The following is a 19,160-nucleotide window of genomic DNA, read 5'->3' on the forward strand; positions in this document are numbered from 1 at the left end:
CCATCGACCGGGGCGAGGACCCCACCAGCGCCTGAGGAGAGGGCCGGGCCCCCGCGGAGCACCCCCGCTCACGGCGCGTGCGACCGTGCGGGACAATGGGGACGAGCGTCCTGCTCAGACATGGCACACAGCAACGAGGAGCAAGCAATGGCGGGCAGCAGCCACGGTCACACCCCGGCCGCCTGGACCGGTGTCATCATCTCCTTCATCGGTTTCTGCATCGCGGGCCTGTTCATGGTGGCGGCCCAGCCGGTGGGCTTCTGGGTCGGCATGGCGATCGTCCTCCTCGGCGGTGCCGTGGGCGGCATCATGCGCATGATGGGCCTCGGCCAGCCGAAGCACAGCCACCCCGTGCACCAGGTCGCCGGCGACAGCAAGCCGGTCGGCGCCAAGGGCTGACCGGGCGACGACACCTCCCGAGGGGCGGGGCGGCCCACCCCGGCCGGCCCGCCCCGCCCGTGCGCGCGGGCCCCCCCCCCCCGGGCGGGCCGGCCCCCCCCCCCGGCCCGGGTGGACGCGGCTCCCCCCGCCGCGCCCCCAGGGGCACAGCCGCGCCGCGGCCGGGCGGGGGCCCGGGGCGGCCGCCCGGCCCCCGCGCCCGTGCTGTACGCCCTTTCCGCAGGTCATCGCGGACCCCATTACGCTGAGAGGCGGAACGAACGACTTCCTGGGGCAGGAAGGCCCCGCGGCCGCGGAGGAAATATGCACGGCGAATACAAGGTCCCCGGCGGCAAGCTGGTGGTCGTCGATCTCGACGTCGAGGACGGCGTTCTGCGGAACGTACGGGTCGCCGGCGACTTCTTCCTGGAGCCCGACGAGGCGATCGTCGCGATCGACGGGGCTCTGGAGGGCGCTCCGGCCGATACGGCGGCGGCCGGGCTCGCGGCCCGTATCGACGCGGCGCTGCCGCCCGGCACGGAGATGTTCGGGCTGACCTCCGAGGGCGTCGGGGTCGCCGTACGCCGTGCCCTGGCGCACGCCACCGACTGGACGGACTACGACTGGCAGCTGGTCCACGAGGGCCCGCAGCCGCCCGCGCTGCACATGGCGCTGGACGAGGTCATCACCGCCGAGGTCGCCGCCGGGCTGCGCCCGCCGACCCTGCGGGTGTGGGAGTGGGGCGCGCCCGCCGTGGTGATCGGCAGCTTCCAGTCGCTGCGCAACGAGGTGGATCCCGAGGCGGCCGAGCGGCACGGCATCTCGGTGGTGCGCCGGATCAGCGGCGGCGGGGCCATGTTCATCGAGCCGGGGAACACGATCACCTACTCGCTCTCGGTGCCCGAGGCCCTGGTCTCGGGGCTCTCCTTCGCCGACAGCTACGCCTATCTGGACGACTGGGTCCTCGGCGCGCTCGGCGACATGGGCGTCAAGGCCTGGTACCAGCCGCTGAACGACATCGCCACGGACGCGGGCAAGATCGCGGGCGCGGCGCAGAAGCGGATGGTGGGCAGCGGCAGGGGGGCCGTGCTGCACCATGTGACGATGGCGTACGACATCGACGCCGACAAGATGCTCGAAGTGCTGCGGATCGGGCGGGAGAAGCTCTCCGACAAGGGGACCAGGAGCGCGAAGAAGCGGGTCGATCCGCTGCGGCGGCAGAGCGGGCTGCCGCGCGAGGCCGTCATCGAGCGGATGATCGACTCTTTCCGGGGCCGGTACGGGCTCACCGACGGCGGGATCTCGGACCATGAGATGGCCCGGGCGCTGGAGCTGGTGGAGAGCAAGTTCGGCAGCGAGGAGTGGATCGGGCGGGTGCCGTAGCGGGTGCCGTAGCGGGTGCCGCGGCGGCCGCCGGCGCGCCGGGGGGAGCCGGGCCCCTCGGCGCGCCGCCGGGGCCGGGTCACTTCGGGAAGCGGTACTTCAGATGGGTGGCGAGGGGCGTCTCGACCACCCTGACCTGCTGGAGGGACGCCCGCGGCGCGCCGGGTCCGCCGAAGAGCGGCAGCCCCGCGCCGAGGAGCGCGGGCACCACATGCAGCTGCAGCTCGTCGATGAGCCCTTCCCGGAGGTACTGCCGCACGGTGTTCGCGCCGCCCGCGATGTCGACGTTCCGGTCCCCGGCGGCGGCCCGCGCCAGGTCGAGGGCGCGGTGCGGGCCTTCGGCGACGAAGGTGAAGACGGTGCCGCCCTCCTTGACCAGGGCCGGCCGGGGGCGGTGGGTGAGCACGAAGACCGGGGTCCGGAACGGCGGGTTGTCGCCCCAGAACTCCTCGCCCAGGTCGTACATGGTCCGGCCCATGATCACGGCGCCGGTGGCGTCGAACCACTCGCGCATCAGCTCGGAGTCACGGTTCTCCGTCCCGCCGGTCAGGCCCTGGCGCTCCCGCCAGCTCGCCAGTCCGTGGATCCATGCGAAGAGCGCCTCGGCGCCGTCGCCGCCGGGGTTGTCGGGGGCGACGCCGGCGCCGGCGATGTAGCCGTCGAGGGAGACGGCCAGATCCGCGGTCACGGTCACAGTCACGGTGGGCTCCTGAATCTCTGGGGTCGTGGTGCTGCTGTCACCCTCGCGTCGATCGGGAGCCGCCGTATTCGACACTCCCGGCGGCAGAGGACGGCCGACGGTCGGCAGACGGAGACCGACGGCCCGGGGCGGCCGTCACTTCGCCGGGCGGGCGTCCGGCGGACCGCCCCCGGGCGGGGGCGATCCGCGCCGCCCGGTCGAGGAGCGGTCCTCGCGGCTCTCCCGGTCTTCCGGGGCGTCCGGGGAGTCCGAGGAGTCCGGGGAGTCCTAGGAGTCCGGGGAGTCCGGGGCGAACGCGCCGTCCCGCGCGGCCTCGCCGTCCTGGGTGAACATGGCGACCATCGAGCGGAAGGCCGCCCGGTAGACGCCGGGGGTGGTGCCGTTGAGGCGCTGGAAGTGATGGCGCAGATTGGCGGGCGTCCCGAGCCCGGTCCGCGCGGCGATGTGCTCCACCGGGAGATCACCGCGCTCCAGCAGCTGCTGGGCCCGCTCGATCCGGACCCGGAGGAGGTACTGGAGCGGGCTGAGCCCGGTCGCGGAGCCGAACCGCCGATTGAGCGTACGGACGCCGACGCCCGCGTGCGCGGCGATCTCCGCGAGGGTCAGCGGGCGGTGGAGACCGGCCTCCATCCACCGCAGCGTCGGACCGAGCCCGCCCTCCCCGGCTCCGTCCGCGCTCGTGCCGGTCACCCGCGGCGCCCCGCCCGCCCCCGGCAGCCGGAGGAAGAGCCGCCGGTCCGCCTCCCGCCCCACGGGCTCGCCGTGGTCCTCCTCGATGAGGCGCAGCCAGAGGTCCTTGCCGCCGAGCACGCCCGCCGAGGTGAGGAAGGGGCCGTCGGCGACGATCTCCGTCCCGGGGGCGACCTCGACCCGGGGGCGGCGTACGGCCAGCTCGCCGGTGTGCCGCCAGTCGGTGGTGGCCCGCCGGCCGTCGAGCAGTCCGGTGGCCGCGAGCGCGAAGGCGCCGGTGCCCACCGCGCCGATCCGGCAGCCCCGGCCGGCGGCGGCGCGGAGCGCGTCGAGCACGGCGGCCGGGGGCTCCTCGCGAAAGCCCCGGTATCCGCCCACGACCACGGTCTCCGCGCCGTCGAGGCCGTCGAGTCCCGTGGGGGCGGCGAGTCCGAGCGGGCCCGGCCCCGCGGTGGCGCGGAAGCCGGGGTCCGCGCAGATCCTCAGCTCGTAGGGGGCCCGTGCCTCACCGGCGTACGCGACGGCTCCGAGCAGCGCGCCGGGGACGGTGAGCTGGGGTCCGGGGATGCCGTCGAGCACGAGCAGAGCGACCACTGTCATGGCCAGAATTTAACCGAGGGTGGCATCACGGGCGCTGTTTCCGACCGGTCGGCGGCCCGGAGGATGAAGGCGCACGCTCCGGAAGCGAGGGGACGCCCGGGCCGCGCGCACCCCACCAGACCACCGTGAAAGGGATATCCACCATGGTCCACCCGACCTCTCAGCAGCAGAGCCGCCCCGCCCGCCGACGGCTGGCGCGAACGGCCGCGGTCGGCGCGGCCGCCGCCGTCGCCGTCACCGGTCTGGCCGGAACCGCCGGGGCCGTCGTCAACGGGGAGGACTCCACCCAGCGGTATTCGTTCATGGTCTCGATCCCGCAGGTGATGCAGACGCCGGAGGGCACGGTCGAAGGGGTGTGCGGCGGAACGCTGATCGCCCCGCAATGGGTGGTCACCGCGGCCCACTGCGCCGGCCACCCGGACCTCCCCACCGATCCGGCGGGCACGGTCCGGATCGGCAGCGAGTACCAGAGCAAGGGCGGGACGGTCCGCGCCATCGCCAAGAAGGTGCTCCACCCGGACTACGCCGTCGGCCACGACGCCTATCGGGGTCACGACGACATCGCGCTGCTGAAGCTGGACCGCCCGGTCGCCCAGCAGCCGGCGCGGATCGCCGACCGGGACCCGAAGCAGGGCGCGCAGACACGGGTCATCGGCTTCGGCAACACGGTCGACGCCCCCGGCTGGTCGTTCGCCGAGCGGCTCCAGCAGCTCGACACCCGCAGGATCGCCGACTCCGCCTGCTCCCCCTTCAAGCCGGGGTCCGAGCTGTGCACCGGATCGCTGGTCCCGGGCGCCATGGCGTGCCAGGGCGATTCGGGCGGTCCCCAGATCCAGCGGATCGGCGGGCGCTGGCAGCTGGTCGGGGCGACCTCCGGGGACGGAAACCCGGCGGCCGGCCCCCAGTGCGGCAACGGTCCCGGCGTCTGGACCTCGGTGCCCGCCCACAAGAGCTGGATCATGAAGACGATCTGGAAGAACCGCTGATCCCGCCGGTACGGGACACCCGAAGGCCCCGCTCCGGCGGGCCTTTCGGGCCTTCGGACCAGGGCCCGAAGGCCCCGTACGGGCGCTCCGGCGACGGAGCCCTCGCTCCCGGCCCGGCCGGACACCCGCACCCGACCGCGCCCTCCGGCGCCCGGACGCCCGGGGCGCGGGGATACCGTCGCCGTATGCCCGTGGTCGCCCTTCTCGTACTCGACACCGTCCCCGGACCCCAGCTCACCACGCCGGGCCTGGTCCTCGAAGCCGCCGCGGGCGTGCACCGGCCCGCCCGCACCGAGCTGCGCGTCTGTTCGGCCGGGCCGACCGTCGCCACGGCCGGGCCGCTGTCCCTGGACATCGCCGTCCCCTGGGGACTGGACGGGCTGGAAGGGGCCGGCACGGTGGTGATCGCCGGTCGGGACGGCCCTCTCGCCGAGCCGCCGGAGGGGGTGCTCGACGCGGTGCGCGCGGCGGCGGCCCGGGGCAGCCGGCTCGCGGCCGTCGGCTCCGGCACGTTCACCCTCGCGGCCGCCGGTCTGCTCGACGGCCTGCGCGCGACCACCGAGTGGGGCCGTACGGCAGAGCTGGCCGCACGCCACCCGCGCGTCGAGGTCGACCCGGCCGGCGCGGTGGTGACGGAGGGTCCGTTCCCCACCTCGGCGGGCGTCTTCGGCGGGATCGACCTCTTCCTCCATCTCATCGGCCTCGACCACGGCCCGTCGGTCGCCGCGCGGACCGCCCGGCAGCTGATCGCGCCCCTGTACGAGGACGCCGGGGCCACCCGGGAGGAGATCGACCGCGAACTGGCCGAGACCGCGGGCCTGGAGCCGACCATCCGGTGGCTGGAGACGCGTCCGCACGACTCACCGACGCTCGCCGAGATCGCCGCACACGCGAAGACCAGCGTGCGCAGCCTCAATCGCCGCTTCCGGGTGCGGACGGGCATGACGCCACGTCAGTATCTGCTGCGGTCCCGGCTGGAGCGGGCCCGGCGGCTCCTGGAGGCCGGGGACGGGACGATCGACGAGATCGCGGCCCGGGCCGGGTTCGGCTCCCCCGAGAGCTTCCGCCGCCATTTCCGGCGGCTGACGGGCGCCACCCCGACGGCGTACCGCGCGGCCCACCGGCCCGGCGCCCGACAGGGGCGGGAGGCCCGATAGGGGCGGGAGGCCCGCCGCACCGGGCCACACCACGGAAAGATCTCCCTGACCGGATCCTCACATCGCCCCGCCAGGATTCCCCGCACGGTGTCCCGGCGCGTGTCCGGGGCGGCCGCGTACGGACCGGGGACCCGAGCCGAGGACGGCCCGCGCCCGGCGCTCCGGCGCGTACCGCCCCGCCGCTCCGGACGGCGCCCGCCGATGCCTCGTCGGCCCCGCCCGGCCGCCCCGGGCGGGCACCCCCGACACGTCAGAGAGAGATCCCGTGCCCCGTCCCGCAGACCATCGCGCCCTCCCCGCCGGCCCCCCGGACTCCCCGGCGCCGCCGGTCCGTCCGAAGCGCGGCCTCCTCCGGCTCGGCGGCGCCCTCGCCGCCGTCACCGCCGTGGCCCTGCTCGCCCCGCCCACCGCCGGGGCGGCCCCCGCCGTACGCGGCGCGAGCGCCTCCGCCGTCGTCCGTCCCGTCGCCCCGACCGCCGCCGACGAGAAGGCGGTACGTGACTACTGGACGCCGGCGCGGATGGCGGGCGTCCTCTCCGAGCCGCCGTCGGACCGGCCGCCCGCCGACGGCCCCGACGGAGCGGCCTGGCAGGGCTCCGCCGCGCTCTCCGCCTCCGTCGGCCGGCTGTTCTACACCGACCGCGACGGCGAGGATTCCAGCTGCACGGCCACCCTGGTCGCCGCCGCCAACCGGAGCACCGTCGTGACCGCCGCGCACTGCGCCCTCGGGCACGACCTCCTCGGCGAGAACCCCCGGTGGCACACGAACCAGCTCTTCGCGCCCGGCTACCGCGACGCGAGGACCCCGTACGGAGCCTTCGCGGTCCGGCTCGCCTCCGTACACCCCGAATGGGTGAAAAGCGGGGAGAGTTCCGCGTACGACCAGGCGTTCCTCGCGCTCGGCCGGAGCGCCGCCGGGCTGCGCGCGGCCGACGCCGCCGGGTCCGTCCAGCGTCTCGGCCACGACCTGCCGGGAGACCGGCCGGTGCGGCAGTTCGGCTATCCCCGCGCCGCCGCGTACAAGGAGGAGCACCGGGGGCGGCCGGAGTTCACGGGCAAGCGGCTCGCCCACTGCCGGGGCACGGCCGGGGAGTTCCTCGGGTGGGGCGACGCACCGCGCCGTGAGGACCAGTGGGGCGTCCGCTGCGACATGGGCGGCGGCTCCAGCGGCGGGCCCCGGATGGCCGGGTTCGACGCCTCGACGGGCCGGGGCACGGTCGTCGGCGTGAACAGCATGGGGGCGTACATGGACGCGAGCGGCCGGCACTGCGAGTCCTCGGCCGCCGGCTGCCACCGCCATCTGGTCGGGCCGCGGTTCACCGCCCGCGTCACGCACCCGCTCTTCGCGGCGGTCCAGAACTCCTGATCCGCGCGGGGCGCCCGGACAGGGCCGAGGCGGCCTGCGGATCGCCGGACCGGCGTACGGAACGATCCGCTCCACGCACGGCGGCAGATGTCGGGCGGACGCGGGGGCTCGTCGTCCGAAAGGCCGTCTGACCACGTGATATCACGTGGTCAGACGGCATGCGAGGCGGTGGATGAGTGCTTGAGGAGTGCCCTCCAGGACAGCGGTGCGGGCGCTTCCGGCCAATCGACCTTACATGTGAAGTCGATCACTCAGGCAACCCTGACCGGCGTCCTAATCTCATCGAGCCCGACCGTCCGAAGATCGCGAACAGGAGCTCTCGATGTTCTTCACGAAGCGAATAGTCACCATCGGTCTCGCGACCGTGCTGGCTCTGCCGGCCACCGCCGCCGTCGCCGGCGAGATCACCAACAGCCGACTGCCCTTCTCCATCGCCACCTCCGGCTCGGCGGAGGACAACAACCGCTGGAGCGGGCCCGGATCCGGCCATGTCAAGGCGTGCGGCGACGTCCCGGTGAACGAGCCGAACTCGTTCAGCGCCTATGTTTACCGGGACAGGACGGCACTGCCCGACCCGCAGATCGCCTCGACCTCGCGGGCCTACTCCCAGGCCTACGGGTGTGGCTCCTACAAGAACACCAGCACGGGTGACAAGTACTACACCACGGCCACGTGGTCCGGCATTCCCGGCAGCCGCGCCTACGGCTACGTGGCCGCCGAGAACTGACAGGAAACCGTGTCCGTAGAAAATGACACCACCGCGGTCGGCAGTGCGCCGACCGCAACCGTCGAGGGCGCCACGGTCCGTTACAAGACCGTGGTCGCCCTCGGCGGCGTCCACGCCGAGTTCCGTCCCGGCACCACCGCTCTGCTCGGACCCAACGGTGCGGGCAAGACCACACTGCTCTCCCTGTTAAGCACCGCACGGCAACCGGACGAGGGAAGCGTGAGCCTGCTCGGCGCGCCCGTGCGCGGGCGCGCGGGCGTACGCGAGGTGCGCGAGCGCATCGGCGTGCTGCCCCAGGCGTTCGGCTACTACCCGCGCTTCACCGTGCGGGAGTTCGTCGAGTACGCGGCCTGGCTGCGCAGGGTGCCGCGCGCGAACCGGGGCGAACAGGTCCGCGAGGCGCTGCGCCTGGTGGAGCTGGAGCGGTACGCCGACCGGAAGATGAGCCAGCTGTCCGGCGGCATGCTGCGCCGGGCCGGCATCGCCCAGGCGGTCGTCAACCGGCCCGCCCTGGTGCTGCTGGACGAGCCGACGGTCGGACTCGACCCCGCGCAGCGGATCGGCTTCCGCGCTCTGATCCAGGACCTCGGGGAGCGCTCGGCCGTGGTGATGAGCACCCATCTCGCCGAGGACGTGGCCCAGGTCTGCGACCGTGTCCATGTCCTGCTGGAGGGTCAGGTGCGGTTCACCGGCACGGCCTCCGAGCTGTGCGCCCAGGCCGACGGCCACGACGGCGAGAAGCTCGACGGCTCGGCCGTGGAGTCCGGCTATCTGGCCGTGGTGGAGCGGAACGGGGTGTCGGTGTGACACGGGTCCTGCTCTACGAAATGCGGCGCGGCGAGGCGGGCAAGGTCGCACTGCTGTCGGGCGTGATCGGGGTCTGGTACCTGGCCTCGGCGGACGCGGCGACCAGCGACTGGATCGGCTGGTGGGGTCAGGCGAGCGTCAAGGTCCAGGTCTTCGGCGTGATCGTCGTGGGCTCCATGATGAGCGCCGCCGCCGCGTGGACGGCCGGCCGCGCCCGGCGCACCCGGGTGAGCGCCTGGTCGGACACCGCCCCCCGGAGCGGCTGGTCGCAGGCCGTGCTGCTGTGGGCGGCGGCCTGGCTGTGGTCGCTGCTGGTCTACGCGGTGATGACCGCGGTCGCCTTCCAGCGCACGGCCGGAGTCAGCGAGGTCATCGCGCCGGTGTGGAGCCCGCTGCTGCTGGCCGCCGCGATGACGGCGTTCCAGATCGCGGCGGGCGTCGCGGCGGGCAGCCTGCTCCCGTCCAGGATCACCGCCCCGGCCATGGGCGCGCTCTGGTACTCGGTGTTCGTCGTCTCCGCCTTCTTCCCGGACCTGCCCCTCGTCCGGCTCTTCCCGGCCGTCGACGAGCACTGGGACTCCCTCTTCCAGCCGAACACGGGCCGGCTGCTGATCGCGGCCCTCTGGTGCGCGGCCGCGGCGCTCGCCCTGCTGGCGCTGCCCGCGCTGCTGCGCCGCGCGCCCCTTTCTCCGGGTCCGCTCGCGGCGGCGCCCGCGGCGGTGGCGCTGGCGGCCGGTGCGGCGCTGATGACCCTGGACGCCCCGAAGGGTGAACCGTTCTGGGCGGTACGGGCCGAACAGCCCGCCGAACCCGTCTGTGTGACGGAGGGCCGCACCCGCGCGTGCCTCTGGCCGGACGACCGGCATCTGCTGCACCAGGCGCGCACCGCGGCTTCGACCGTGGACCGGGCCCTCGGCTCCATGACCGGGTTCAACCGCGACTTCGCGCAGCGGGGACTGCGGCTCAGCGGCCCGAAGAGCGTGGAACTGCCCGTGCAGCAGCCGGTCACGGACTCGGCCGCCATGACCCACATCATGCTGGCCTCGGCGCTCCCGCAGCGGCCCGGCTCATGCGTGCCGCACGTGCTGGCGGAGACCGGCGGCTATCCCGACTACTTCATGGTGGAAGCCGTGCTGTTCGCGCGCGCCAAGGTGCCCACGACCTACTTCGGCGAGCAGTTCGGCGAGGTGCTCGAACGCATCCGCGAGGCTCCGCCCGCCGTCCAGGACCGGTGGCTCAGCGCCGCCGCCACCGCTGTCGGCGACTGCCGGCCCGTCCCCCCGCTGCCCCGGTGAACCCCGTCCTCGCCTTCGCGCGCAGCCGGAACCTGCCGCGCGCGGCGGTCACATCGCTGGTGCTGGCGCTCGCCACCGTGCTGTTCGCCTCGGGCAACAGGGTGGAGATCCCCGACTTCCGCTATCTGGTCGACTACGCGGTGCCCGTGGCGGCGGTCGTGCCGGTGATCCACGCGGTCGTCCTGGGGACCACGTTCCACTCCCCCATGGACGATCTGGAGCACACCGCCGCCCAGCCGATGGCGGTCCTCCGGCGGCTCCATCTGGTCGCGCTCACCCTGCTGGCCACCGTTCTGTCGGCGCTGCCCCTGGTCACCGGGCTGCCCGCGGACACCGCCGGCGCAGCGGCCCGTAACGCGATCGGCTATCTGGCGCTGGCCTCGATCAGCGCACGCTTCTTCGGCAGCGGACTGGCCTGGCTGCTGCCGCTGGTCATCTTCGGTCCGACCCTCCTGTTCGGGGTGGCGCCGGACAACACCCCGGAGTGGTGGGCCTGGTCCATCCAGCAGCCGTCCTCTCCAGCGGCCCTGACCATCGCCGCGATGCTCTGGCTGGTCGCCGTGCTCCTGCCCGATGCCCCGCCCCGGGCCGACGACCGGGCGGAGGCCTAGGGTCTTTCTTTTGGATCAGGCCGGATCAGGGAGCGGGGTCTGGTGCCGTGCGTCGCAAGGCGGAGGATTGAGTCCATGCGGTGGGGGCACCTCCCGCGCCGCCAGGCGCAGGGTGGGGGCACCTCCCGCGCCGCCAGGCGCAGGGGGAGTGCGGTGCCGGGGCACGCGAGCCCGGCAGGATCCGAAAGAGAGGCCCTAGCCCGGCGGATCCCCGTCCGGCTGAACGGCCGCCCCGGCCCCGGGGCGGCCGTTCAGCCGTTCAGCGCGGGGATGATCTCGGAGCCGTACGCGTCGATCACCGCTTCCTTCGCGTCGTGCATGGCGTACAGGGCGAACTGGTCGACGCCCAGGTCGCGCAGGGCCCGCAGCTTCTCGATATGGGCCTCGGCCGGGCCGAGCAGACAGAAGCGGTCGACGATGTCGTCCGGGACGAAGTCGGCCGAGGGGTTCCCGGCGCGGCCGTGGTGGCTGTAGTCGTAGCCGTGACGTGCCTTGATGTACGAGGTGAGGGCCTCGGGCACCAGGGCGGAGTGCTCTCCGTAGCGGGCGACGAGATCGGCGACGTGATTGCCGACCATGCCGCCGAACCAGCGGCACTGGTCCCGCGCGTGGGCGAGGTCGTCGCCGAGGTAGGCGGGGGCGGCGACGCAGACGGTGAGCGCGTCCGGGTCGCGGCCGGCGTCGGACGCGGCGGTGCGCACGGCGGTGATCATCGACTCGGCGAGATACGGGTCGGCGAGCTGGAGGATGAAGCCGTCGGCCTTCTGTCCGGTGAGGGCCAGCGCCTTCGGGCCGTACGCGGCCGTCCAGACGGGCAGCCGGCCTTCCTCGATCCAGGGGATCCGCAGCGGCTCGCCGTCGATCTCGGCCTCACGGCCCTCGGCGAGGTCCCGGATCGCCTCGACGGCCTCGCCGAGCCGGGCCAGCGTGTTCGGCCGGCGTCCGGCGACGCGCATCGCCGAGTCGCCGCGGCCGATGCCGCAGACCGTCCGGTTGCCGTACATGTCGTTGAGGGTCGCGAAGGTGGAGGCGGTGACCTCCCAGGTTCTGGTGCCCGGGTTGGTGACCATGGGTCCGACGATCAGCTTCTCGGTGTGTTCGAGGATCCGGCTGTGGATGACGAAGGGCTCCTGCCAGAGCACCGCCGAGTCGAAGGTCCAGCCGTGGCTGAAGCCCGCCCGCTCCGCGCGCCGCATCAGATCGACGACGGCGGAGGCCGGCGGGTCCGTCTGGAGGACGAGTCCGAAGTCCATGGTTGTGCCCTTCAGCCGAGGTACTGACAGGTGCCGCGCGGGGTGTAACGGCCGTGTCCGGCGCGGCCGGTGAAGGTCCGCCCGTCGATCACGACCTCGCCGCGCGAGAGCACGGTCTCCACCCGGCCGGTGACGCGCCGGCCCTCGTAGGCGCTGTAGTCGACGTTCATGTGGTGGGTGCGCGCGGACAGGGTGTGCTCGGCGCGCGGGTCGTAGAGGACGAGGTCGGCGTCGGAGCCCGGGGCGATGGTGCCCTTCCGGGGGTAGAGGCCGAACATCCTGGCCGGGGTGGCGCAGGCGATCTCGATCCAGCGGCGGCGGGTGAGCCGTCCCTCCACGACGGCCTGGTGGAGGAGGTCCATCCGGTGCTCCACGCCCGGCAGCCCGTTGGGGATCTTGGAGAAGTCGCCCCGGCCCAGCTCCTTCTGTCCGCTGAAGCAGAAGGGGCAGTGGTCGGTGGAGACGACCTGGAGGTCGTTGGTCCGCAGTCCGCGCCAGAGCGCCTCCTGGTGCTCCTTGGGGCGGAGCGGGGTGCTGCACACGTACTTCGCGCCCTCGAAGCCGGGTTCGGCGAGGTTGTCGGTGGAGAGGAAGAGGTACTGCGGGCACGTCTCGCCGAAGACGGGGAGCCCCTTGTCGCGGGCGGCGGTGATCTCGGCGAGGGCCTCGTCGGCGGAGACGTGGACGACATAGAGGGGGGCTCCGGCGACCCGCGCCAGCTGGATGGCGCGGTGGGTGGCCTCGGCCTCCAGGAGCACCTTGCGGACCTCGCCGTGGTGGCGCGGATCGGTGCGGCCCGCGGCGAGCGCCTGTTCCACCAGGACGTCGATGGCGATGCCGTTCTCCGCGTGCATCATGATCAGTCCGCCGTTTCCGGCGGAGCGCTGCATGGCGCGCAGGATCTGGCCGTCGTCGCTGTAGAAGACGCCCGGGTAGGCCATGAAGAGTTTGAAGGAGGTGACGCCCTCCTCCACCAGCCGGTCCATCTCCCGGAGCGAGCGCTCGTCGACGTCGGAGAGGATCATGTGGAAGCCGTAGTCGACGGCGCAGTTGCCGTCGGCCTTGGCGTACCAGGCGTCCAGGCCCTCGCGCAGTCCGTGTCCGACGCTCTGTACGGCGAAGTCGACGATGGTGGTGGTGCCGCCCCAGGCGGCGGCCCGGGTGCCGGTCTCGAAGGAGTCGGAGGCGAAGGTGCCGCCGAACGGCAGCTCCATGTGGGTGTGGGCGTCGACGCCGCCCGGGATGACATAGCGGTCGGTCGCGTCGATGGTGCGGTCGGCGGTCCAGGATTCGGCGGCGGCGGAGCCGTGGGCCGCGAGCGCGGCGATTCTGCCGTCCTCGATCAGCACATCGGCGTGGATCTCGTCCGCCGCCGTGACGACCAGACCGCCGCGGATCAGGGTGCGGGTCCTGCTCATGGGCGGTGCGCTCCCTCGGGGCGGAGACCGGGATCGGGATCGGGTCCAGGGCAGGGTCCGGGATCAGGGCAGGGTCCGGGATCAGGGCCGGGATCAGGGCCGGGTCCGGCTCCGGGATCGGGATCGGAGACGAAGGGGTACGGGGACGGGCGCCGGATCGGCCTACGCATGGCTCAGCGCCTCCCCGAGGATCGCCGCGCCCTCTTCCGCCTCGGCGACGGTCAGGCTGAGCGGCGGGGCGACGCGCAGCACGCTGGTGCGGTGGCCGCCGCCCTTGCCGATGAGCAGCCCGCCCTCGCGGGCGGCCTCCAGCACCGCGGCGGCGGCCTCGGGGCAGGCGTCGTCGGTGCCGGGGCGGACCAGTTCGACGCCGATCATCAGTCCGCGGCCGCGGATCTCCCGTACGGCGGGCACGCCCGCGCCGAGCGCCCGCAGCCGTTCGATCAGCAGTCCGCCGACCCGGCGCGCGTTGCCCTGGAGGTCGTGTTCGAGCAGATGCGTGAGGTTGGCCAGGCCGGCGGCCATGGTGACGGGCGAGCCGCCGAAGGTGGAGATGGAGTTGGCGTCCAGACTGTTCATGATCTCGGCGCGGGCGACGACGCCGCCGATCGACATCCCGTTGCCGATGCCCTTGGCGAAGGTGAGCAGGTCCGGCGGGCCGCTCGCGGCGTGGGCCTGCCAGCCCCAGAAGTGGTCGCCGGTGCGGCCCCAGCCGGTCTGTACCTCGTCGGAGATCCACAGCGCCCCGTGCCGGTCCAGGACCTCGCGGAAGGCGGCGAAGAGCCCGTCGGGCGGCGAGGTGAACCCGCCGACGCCCTGCACGGGTTCGGCGATCAGCGCCGCGACGTCGTGGGTGTGGCCGAGCAGGTCCTCCAGATCCTCCACGCACGCCGCGATGAACTCGGCGTCACGGAGCCGGGCGAAGGGGCCCCGGGTGCGGACGCCGCCGTGGACGTACAGCGTCTGGAGCGGGGAGAGCCCGGTGGGCGACCAGGCGCGGTTGCCGGTGACTCCGACGGCGGAGAAGGACCGTCCGTGGTAGCTGTTGCGCATCGCCAGCACCTGCGAGGAACGGCGGTACGCGGTGGCGAGCAGCAGGGCGGTGTCATTGGCCTCGGTGCCGGAGGAGGTGAAGAAGACCCGGGCGTCGGGGATGCCGGAGAGGGCGGCGACGCGCTCGGCGAGTTCGACCATCGGGCGGTTGAGGTAGAGCGTGGAGGAGTGGACGATCCGCGCGGCCTGCTCGCTCACGGCCCGGGTGACCTCGGGGAGGGCGTGGGCGGTCATGGTGGTGAGGATGCCGCCGAAGAAGTCGAGATAGCGCTTGCCGTCGGCGTCCCACACCCGGCGGCCCTCGCCGTGGGTGATCTCGATGGGGTCCTTGTAGTAGAGGGCCGTCCAGTCGGGGGCGACGGCCCGGTGCCGGTCGTACAGGGTCATGGCCGGACCAGCCCCTCGTACGCGTCGGGACGGCGGTCCCGGTAGAACGCCCACTGCTGCCGCACGCTGTCGATGAGGCCGAAGTCGAGATCGCGTACGAGGAGTTCCTCGGCCCGGTCGTCGGCGACCTCGCCCACGAACTGGCCCCTGGGGTCGACGAAGTAGCTGGTGCCGTAGAAGTCGTTGTCGCCGTACTCCTCGCGGCCGACGCGGTTGATGGCGGCGACGAAGTACTCGTTGGCGACGGCGGCGGCCGGCTGCTCCAGCTGCCAGAGGTGGGCGGAGAGCCCGCGTGAGGTGGCGGACGGGTTGTAGACGAGCTGGGCTCCGTGGAGGCCGAGTTGACGCCAGCCCTCGGGGAAGTGGCGGTCGTAGCAGATGTAGACGCCGATCTTGCCGACGGCGGTGTCGAAGACGGGCCAGCCGGCGTTCCCGGGGCGGAAGTAGAACTTCTCCCAGAAGCCCTCGACCTGCGGGATGTGATGCTTGCGGTACTTGCCGAGATACCGTCCGTCGGCGTCGATCACGGCGGCGGTGTTGTAGTAGAAGCCCGGGCCCTCGATCTCGAAGACCGGGACCACGATCACCATCCCGGTCTGCCGGGCCAGCTCGCTCATCCGGCGGATCGTGGGGCCGTCCGGGACGGGTTCGGCCCAGCGGTAGTGCTCGGGATCCTGGACCTGGCAGAAGTAGGGCGCGTTGAAGACCTCTTGGAATCCGATGATCCCCGCGCCCCGGCGGGCGGCCTCACGGGCGTGTTCCTCATGCTTGGCGATCATGGATTCGGTGTCGCCGGTCCAGGTCGCCTGGACGAGGGCGGCGCGTACGACATGGGCCATGAGCTGCTCCTTCGGCCGGGCGTCAGCGAGCCTCTACGCACGTAGACGCGGTGCGTAGAGAGAGAACGTAAGCCCCGTCACACACGGGGGCAAGACCATCGCCGTGAACCGGCGGAGTCGATCTCGTTTCACCCGGCCGGTCGACAGCGCCCGTGCGGGGGCGCTGTCGGGCCGCCCCCGGGAGCGTGCCGGGGACGCCGTCGCCGATCAGGGACGCGTCAGGTGGCGAGGTGTCCCGCGACCCGCAGGGCGTGCACAAGACGGTGCTCGTGGGAGCGGGACTGGGCCCGGGCGGCGGTGAGCAGCAGCGGTACGAGCCGACGCGGGTCGCCGCTCGCGATGCGGGCGGCGTCGGCGGCGGAGTGCAGCTGGACGCAGGCGGTGAGCAGGGCGTGCGCCTCGGGCGCGCGGCCCTGGCCCGCCAGGTCCAGGGCCGCCGCGGCGATCTCGTCGGCGGGGCGGGAGACGCCCTGGCGGAGCAGTCGTTCGCCGTCCTCCTCGCGGCCCTCGGCGGCGAGCGCTCCGGCGATGGCGGTCACGCGGGGCAGGGGCTGTGAGGCGGCCTCCCAGAGCAGGGTGGTCCAGTCGGCGTCGAGCCCGGCGCGGTGGAGTTCGCCGGCGAGCACCGGCAGCCAGGCGGCGGGCAGTACGGCGGCCTCGCAGAGCACGGCGTGCGCCTCGCCGCCGCGCTCCTCGGTCCGCAGCCGGGCGAGGGTGCGGACGACCTCGTGGGCGGTCTCGGAGGCGTGTCCGGCGGAGGCGGGGGCCTCGGCGGCGGGGGCGGTGTGGTCGGGGTCGGGATCGGGGGCGTGGACGGCGGGGTGATCGGGGGCGGGGGCGTGGCGCGCGCCGCGCGGGGCCTCCTCCGGGGCGGCCGTCGGCGGTGCGGCGACCGCGGTGTCCCGCGCGTCGGTCTGCTGGGCCGCGCCCGCGAACCGCGCGCCGCGCAGCAGACCGCGCCGGGGGGCGCGGCCGTCGGCTCCGGCGGGCTCGGGGATCGCGGCCCGCTCCGGCTCGCGCTCCGGCGGTTCGGCGCGGCCGCGCTCCCGGGAGCGGGGCGCGGGCAGCGGGGGCTCGCCCCGGTACGGGGACGGTGACGGCGCTCCGGGGCCCGCGGTGCGGGGGCGGGGCGCTCCGGGGTTCTCGGCGCGGGGGCGGGGCGCTCCGGGGCGGTCGGCGCGCGCGCCCGACGGTGCGCCGGGGCGGGGGCGTTCGGCCGGGGGCGCGGCCTCGGGGCCGGCGGCGCGGCGCCAGGAGGGCTCGGGGGCGGGGGCCGCCGGCGCGGCCTCCCGGTCCCGCCCGGGGCGGAACCAGCCCTCCCGGGGTCCGGCGTCCCGTTCCCCGGGGTGCTGCGGCGGCCCGGAGGCCGGGGTCAGGGAGGCGAGGCGGGAGCGGAGTTCGGCGAGGCGGGCGGTGGCGCGGGCCTGGTCGTCCCGGGTCCACTCCAGCTCGTGTTCGAGCCTCGCCGCGGTCTCGGTGCGGGCCGGTTCGACGGTCAGCCGCCGGATCAGCTCCTCGGCCCGGAGGGTGGCCTGGATCAGTTCCTGGCGCATCAGCTCGACGCGTTCCGCCAGGGCCGCGCGGCCGCCGGGCCGCCGGTCGTAGACGGCGGCCGCCGTTGTGTGCAGCCGCCGGGCGCGATCCTCCTCGCGGGCCGCGAACTGCGCGCCGCGCGCCGCCGCGAGGTCGTGGAGCAGCGCCTCGACCACGTCCCACGGCGGGACCTCGACCCCGTCGAGGCATTCGCGCATTCCCTCGGGGTCGCGCCGCGCGAAGACGGCGTACCAGCCGGTGTCCTGGTCGAGAAGCGCGGTCAGTCCTCGCAAGTACCGTGCGAAGACATCGCGCTCCGAGGGGAGTGGGTGAACCGCCATCGCCGCCGCTCCTGTCCGGAGATGTCCGGGGAATCCGCTGGCATTGCACCCCGGCCGCGTTACGGCGGCGGGGTGCGCGCTGTTACAGGCCGTTTTCGGAGAGAGTCACCGCGATGCCGGTCTGGGGCCGTTTCCCCCGGCGCAGCAGCGTGGCCGGCCGGTCGACCAGCCAGAACTGCCAGGTGTACTTACGCGCCAGCAGCCTGCGGGTCTCGGTGAGATCGTCGAACAGCTCGGCCGTGCCCCGGGCGCTGCGGGCGCCCTCGGCGATCTTGCCGCGGGCGTCGCACTCGGTCACGGTCACCCGGCTGTCGTTGCGCAGCCGTTTCACTTTCCAGGACTCGCTGTTGGTCCAGACGTACAGCTTCTCGCCGTCCTGGGCGAACCAGACGGGGGTGGCGACTCCCGTCCCGTCCTTGCGGAAGGTGGTCAGGCTGATGTACCTGACAGCGGCGAATTCCTCGGCGGTCACGGTGCGAGAGTACGCCGTCGGACCCGTCGGGGAACACCGAACGCGCCACACCGGCCGGGCGGTCAGACCACGGGGGCGGGGGCGCAGCGCGCCATCAGGTCGTCCATGGAGAGTTCGAGGGCGACGGCGAGGGCGGCGACGGTGAAGAACGCGGGCGTGGGGGCACGGCCGGTCTCGATCTTCCGCAGGGTCTCGGCGGAGAGCCCGGCCGCCGCGGCGACCTCCACCATGCTGCGTTCGCCGCGCGCGGTACGGAGGAGTCGGCCGAGCCGCTCGCCGCGCTCGCGCTCTTCGGGGGTGAGGGGGGTGCGCACCATGCCGTTATTCTAATGCCGGTCGGACCGGTATGAGAATAACGCCTGAAGCGGTATAGTAATTGGCATGGTGGAGATCAAGACCGATACATCGATCGAGGCGATGCGCGAGGCCGGCCGCGTGGTGGCCCAGGCCCTGACCGCGGCGCGGGAGAGGGCGGCCGTCGGCGTCGGCCTGCTGGAGCTGGACCGGGCGGCGCGCGCGGTGCTGAAGGAGGCCGGGGCGGGCTCGCCCTTCCTCGGCTATCACCCCGACTGGGCCCCGGTCCCCTTCCCCGCGGTCCTGTGCGTCTCGGTCAACGACGCGATCGTGCACGGCATCCCGGACGCCTACCGGCTGCGGGACGGGGACCTCGTCAGCGTCGACTGCGGCGCGATCCTCGGCGGCTGGGCGGGGGACGCCGCCGTCAGCTTCACGGTCGGCCGGGCCCGTCCGCAGGACACCCGGCTGATCGGGGTCGCGGAAGAGGCCCTGGAGGCGGGGATCGCCGCCGCCGTGGTCGGCGGGCGCATCGGCGACATCGCGCACGCCGTCGGCCGGGTGTGCCGCACGGCCGGCGTCGGCATACCGGACGGGTTCGGCGGCCATGGGATCGGCCGCGCGATGCACGAGGACCCGGGGGTGCCCAATGAGGGCCGGGCGGGCCGGGGGATGCAGCTGCGCCACGGAATGGTGCTCGCCATCGAGCCGATGGTGATCGGCGGCGGCACGGACGACCACTACACGGCCCGCGACGGCTGGACGATCCGCACGATCGACGGCAGCCGCGCCGCCCACGCCGAGCACACCGTGGCGATCACCGACGACGGCCCGCGCGTCCTGACCGCCCTCTGAGCCCACCGGGGCCGG

At 74.0% G+C, this 19,160-nt stretch carries 19 protein-coding genes; 10 read left to right on the forward strand and 9 right to left on the reverse strand.

Annotated elements, in window-relative coordinates; genetic code table 11:
* Positions 1-147 precede the first annotated feature (147 nt).
* Both ACF089_RS30465 and ACF089_RS30470 read left to right on the forward strand, forming a co-directional pair.
* Positions 148-399: an HGxxPAAW family protein gene (locus tag ACF089_RS30465; protein WP_392033551.1), complete on the forward strand. Its 252-nt coding sequence runs from the start codon at positions 148-150 to the stop codon at positions 397-399.
* A 303-nt stretch (positions 400-702) separates the two neighbouring features.
* On the forward strand, positions 703-1,761 hold the full coding sequence (locus ACF089_RS30470; RefSeq protein ID WP_392033553.1) for a biotin/lipoate A/B protein ligase family protein: 1,059 nt from the start codon (positions 703-705) through the stop codon (positions 1,759-1,761).
* A 79-nt stretch (positions 1,762-1,840) separates the two neighbouring features.
* Here ACF089_RS30470 and ACF089_RS30475 read toward each other — a convergent pair whose 3' ends face one another.
* Positions 1,841-2,455 carry a dihydrofolate reductase family protein gene (locus tag ACF089_RS30475; RefSeq protein WP_392033925.1) on the reverse strand — a complete coding sequence of 205 codons (615 nt, stop codon included), beginning with the start codon at positions 2,453-2,455 and terminating at the stop codon, positions 1,841-1,843.
* Between the two features lie 273 nt (positions 2,456-2,728).
* Positions 2,729-3,751, reverse strand: coding sequence for a GlxA family transcriptional regulator (locus tag ACF089_RS30480; protein ID WP_392033557.1), 1,023 nt, complete (start codon positions 3,749-3,751; stop codon positions 2,729-2,731).
* Between the two features lie 143 nt (positions 3,752-3,894).
* Between ACF089_RS30480 and ACF089_RS30485 the strand changes: the two genes are divergently transcribed.
* The 7 genes from ACF089_RS30485 to ACF089_RS30515 all read left to right on the forward strand — a co-directional run bounded on the left by ACF089_RS30485 (position 3,895) and on the right by ACF089_RS30515 (position 10,700).
* Positions 3,895-4,737 (forward strand): S1 family peptidase, encoded by an 843-nt coding sequence (locus ACF089_RS30485; protein ID WP_392033560.1) that lies wholly within the window; start codon positions 3,895-3,897, stop codon positions 4,735-4,737.
* A 185-nt stretch (positions 4,738-4,922) separates the two neighbouring features.
* Positions 4,923-5,894: a GlxA family transcriptional regulator gene (locus ACF089_RS30490; protein ID WP_392033562.1), complete on the forward strand. Its 972-nt coding sequence runs from the start codon at positions 4,923-4,925 to the stop codon at positions 5,892-5,894.
* 265 nt (positions 5,895-6,159) lie between these two features.
* Positions 6,160-7,260 (forward strand): trypsin-like serine peptidase, encoded by a 1,101-nt coding sequence (locus ACF089_RS30495; RefSeq protein ID WP_392033565.1) that lies wholly within the window; start codon positions 6,160-6,162, stop codon positions 7,258-7,260.
* Between the two features lie 322 nt (positions 7,261-7,582).
* The gene (locus ACF089_RS30500; protein WP_392033568.1) at positions 7,583-7,987 is read left to right on the forward strand and encodes a hypothetical protein; all 405 of its coding nucleotides are present in this window, start codon (positions 7,583-7,585) and stop codon (positions 7,985-7,987) included.
* Between the two features lie 9 nt (positions 7,988-7,996).
* A complete protein-coding gene (locus tag ACF089_RS30505; RefSeq protein WP_392033571.1) occupies positions 7,997-8,794 on the forward strand; it encodes an ATP-binding cassette domain-containing protein in 798 nt (265 codons plus the stop codon).
* Complete coding sequence (locus ACF089_RS30510) at positions 8,791-10,089, forward strand: hypothetical protein (RefSeq protein WP_392033574.1); 1,299 nt, start codon at positions 8,791-8,793, stop codon at positions 10,087-10,089. The genes ACF089_RS30505 and ACF089_RS30510 overlap by 4 nt, the downstream gene beginning before the upstream one ends.
* The gene (locus ACF089_RS30515) at positions 10,086-10,700 is read left to right on the forward strand and encodes a hypothetical protein (protein ID WP_392033577.1); all 615 of its coding nucleotides are present in this window, start codon (positions 10,086-10,088) and stop codon (positions 10,698-10,700) included. Before ACF089_RS30510 ends, ACF089_RS30515 begins: the two co-directional genes overlap by 4 nt.
* Positions 10,701-10,951: 251 nt before the next feature.
* On the opposite strand, the gene ACF089_RS30520 is transcribed toward ACF089_RS30515, so the two are convergent.
* The 7 genes from ACF089_RS30520 to ACF089_RS30550 form a co-directional block, all read right to left on the reverse strand.
* Positions 10,952-11,953: a TIGR03842 family LLM class F420-dependent oxidoreductase gene (locus tag ACF089_RS30520; RefSeq protein ID WP_392033580.1), complete on the reverse strand. Its 1,002-nt coding sequence runs from the start codon at positions 11,951-11,953 to the stop codon at positions 10,952-10,954.
* Positions 11,954-11,964: 11 nt separating this feature from the next.
* Positions 11,965-13,371 carry a dihydropyrimidinase gene (hydA, locus tag ACF089_RS30525; protein WP_392033583.1) on the reverse strand — a complete coding sequence of 469 codons (1,407 nt, stop codon included), beginning with the start codon at positions 13,369-13,371 and terminating at the stop codon, positions 11,965-11,967.
* A gap of 162 nt (positions 13,372-13,533) precedes the next feature.
* Entirely contained in the window at positions 13,534-14,811 is a 1,278-nt protein-coding gene (locus ACF089_RS30530; protein ID WP_392033586.1) for an aspartate aminotransferase family protein, read from the reverse strand.
* Positions 14,808-15,650 carry a nitrilase-related carbon-nitrogen hydrolase gene (locus ACF089_RS30535; RefSeq protein ID WP_392033588.1) on the reverse strand — a complete coding sequence of 281 codons (843 nt, stop codon included), beginning with the start codon at positions 15,648-15,650 and terminating at the stop codon, positions 14,808-14,810. Before ACF089_RS30535 ends, ACF089_RS30530 begins: the two co-directional genes overlap by 4 nt.
* Positions 15,651-15,868: 218 nt before the next feature.
* Positions 15,869-17,524 (reverse strand): hypothetical protein, encoded by a 1,656-nt coding sequence (locus ACF089_RS30540; protein ID WP_392033591.1) that lies wholly within the window; start codon positions 17,522-17,524, stop codon positions 15,869-15,871.
* Positions 17,525-17,606: 82 nt separating this feature from the next.
* Positions 17,607-17,996 (reverse strand): PPOX class F420-dependent oxidoreductase, encoded by a 390-nt coding sequence (locus ACF089_RS30545; protein ID WP_392033594.1) that lies wholly within the window; start codon positions 17,994-17,996, stop codon positions 17,607-17,609.
* A 62-nt stretch (positions 17,997-18,058) separates the two neighbouring features.
* Entirely contained in the window at positions 18,059-18,313 is a 255-nt protein-coding gene (locus ACF089_RS30550; protein WP_392033597.1) for a helix-turn-helix domain-containing protein, read from the reverse strand.
* Positions 18,314-18,377: 64 nt separating this feature from the next.
* Here ACF089_RS30550 and map point away from each other — a divergent pair, with 64 nt between their 5' ends.
* Positions 18,378-19,145, forward strand: a complete 768-nt coding sequence (map, locus tag ACF089_RS30555) for a type I methionyl aminopeptidase (RefSeq protein ID WP_392033600.1) — start codon at positions 18,378-18,380, stop codon at positions 19,143-19,145.
* Positions 19,146-19,160: the final 15 nt, after the last annotated feature.

This window comes from Streptomyces sp. NPDC014894 (genome assembly GCF_043080985.1).
In the GTDB taxonomy this organism is placed as follows: Bacteria; Actinomycetota; Actinomycetes; order Streptomycetales; family Streptomycetaceae; genus Streptomyces.

What these genes read in the sequence shown, in the direction of transcription:
- ACF089_RS30465 (WP_392033551.1), top strand. Translation starts at nt 148, where the DNA reads ATGGCGGGCAGCAGCCACGGTCACACCCCGGCCGCCTGGACCGGTGTC.
- ACF089_RS30470 (WP_392033553.1), top strand. Translation starts at nt 703, where the DNA reads ATGCACGGCGAATACAAGGTCCCCGGCGGCAAGCTGGTGGTCGTCGAT.
- ACF089_RS30480 (WP_392033557.1), bottom strand. Translation starts at nt 3,751, where the DNA reads ATGACAGTGGTCGCTCTGCTCGTGCTCGACGGCATCCCCGGACCCCAG.
- ACF089_RS30485 (WP_392033560.1), top strand. Translation starts at nt 3,895, where the DNA reads ATGGTCCACCCGACCTCTCAGCAGCAGAGCCGCCCCGCCCGCCGACGG.
- ACF089_RS30490 (WP_392033562.1), top strand. Translation starts at nt 4,923, where the DNA reads ATGCCCGTGGTCGCCCTTCTCGTACTCGACACCGTCCCCGGACCCCAG.
- ACF089_RS30500 (WP_392033568.1), top strand. Translation starts at nt 7,583, where the DNA reads ATGTTCTTCACGAAGCGAATAGTCACCATCGGTCTCGCGACCGTGCTG.
- ACF089_RS30520 (WP_392033580.1), bottom strand. Translation starts at nt 11,953, where the DNA reads ATGGACTTCGGACTCGTCCTCCAGACGGACCCGCCGGCCTCCGCCGTC.
- hydA (WP_392033583.1), bottom strand. Translation starts at nt 13,371, where the DNA reads ATGAGCAGGACCCGCACCCTGATCCGCGGCGGTCTGGTCGTCACGGCG.
- ACF089_RS30530 (WP_392033586.1), bottom strand. Translation starts at nt 14,811, where the DNA reads ATGACCCTGTACGACCGGCACCGGGCCGTCGCCCCCGACTGGACGGCC.
- ACF089_RS30535 (WP_392033588.1), bottom strand. Translation starts at nt 15,650, where the DNA reads ATGGCCCATGTCGTACGCGCCGCCCTCGTCCAGGCGACCTGGACCGGC.
- ACF089_RS30540 (WP_392033591.1), bottom strand. Translation starts at nt 17,524, where the DNA reads ATGGCGGTTCACCCACTCCCCTCGGAGCGCGATGTCTTCGCACGGTAC.
- ACF089_RS30550 (WP_392033597.1), bottom strand. Translation starts at nt 18,313, where the DNA reads ATGGTGCGCACCCCCCTCACCCCCGAAGAGCGCGAGCGCGGCGAGCGG.
- map (WP_392033600.1), top strand. Translation starts at nt 18,378, where the DNA reads ATGGTGGAGATCAAGACCGATACATCGATCGAGGCGATGCGCGAGGCC.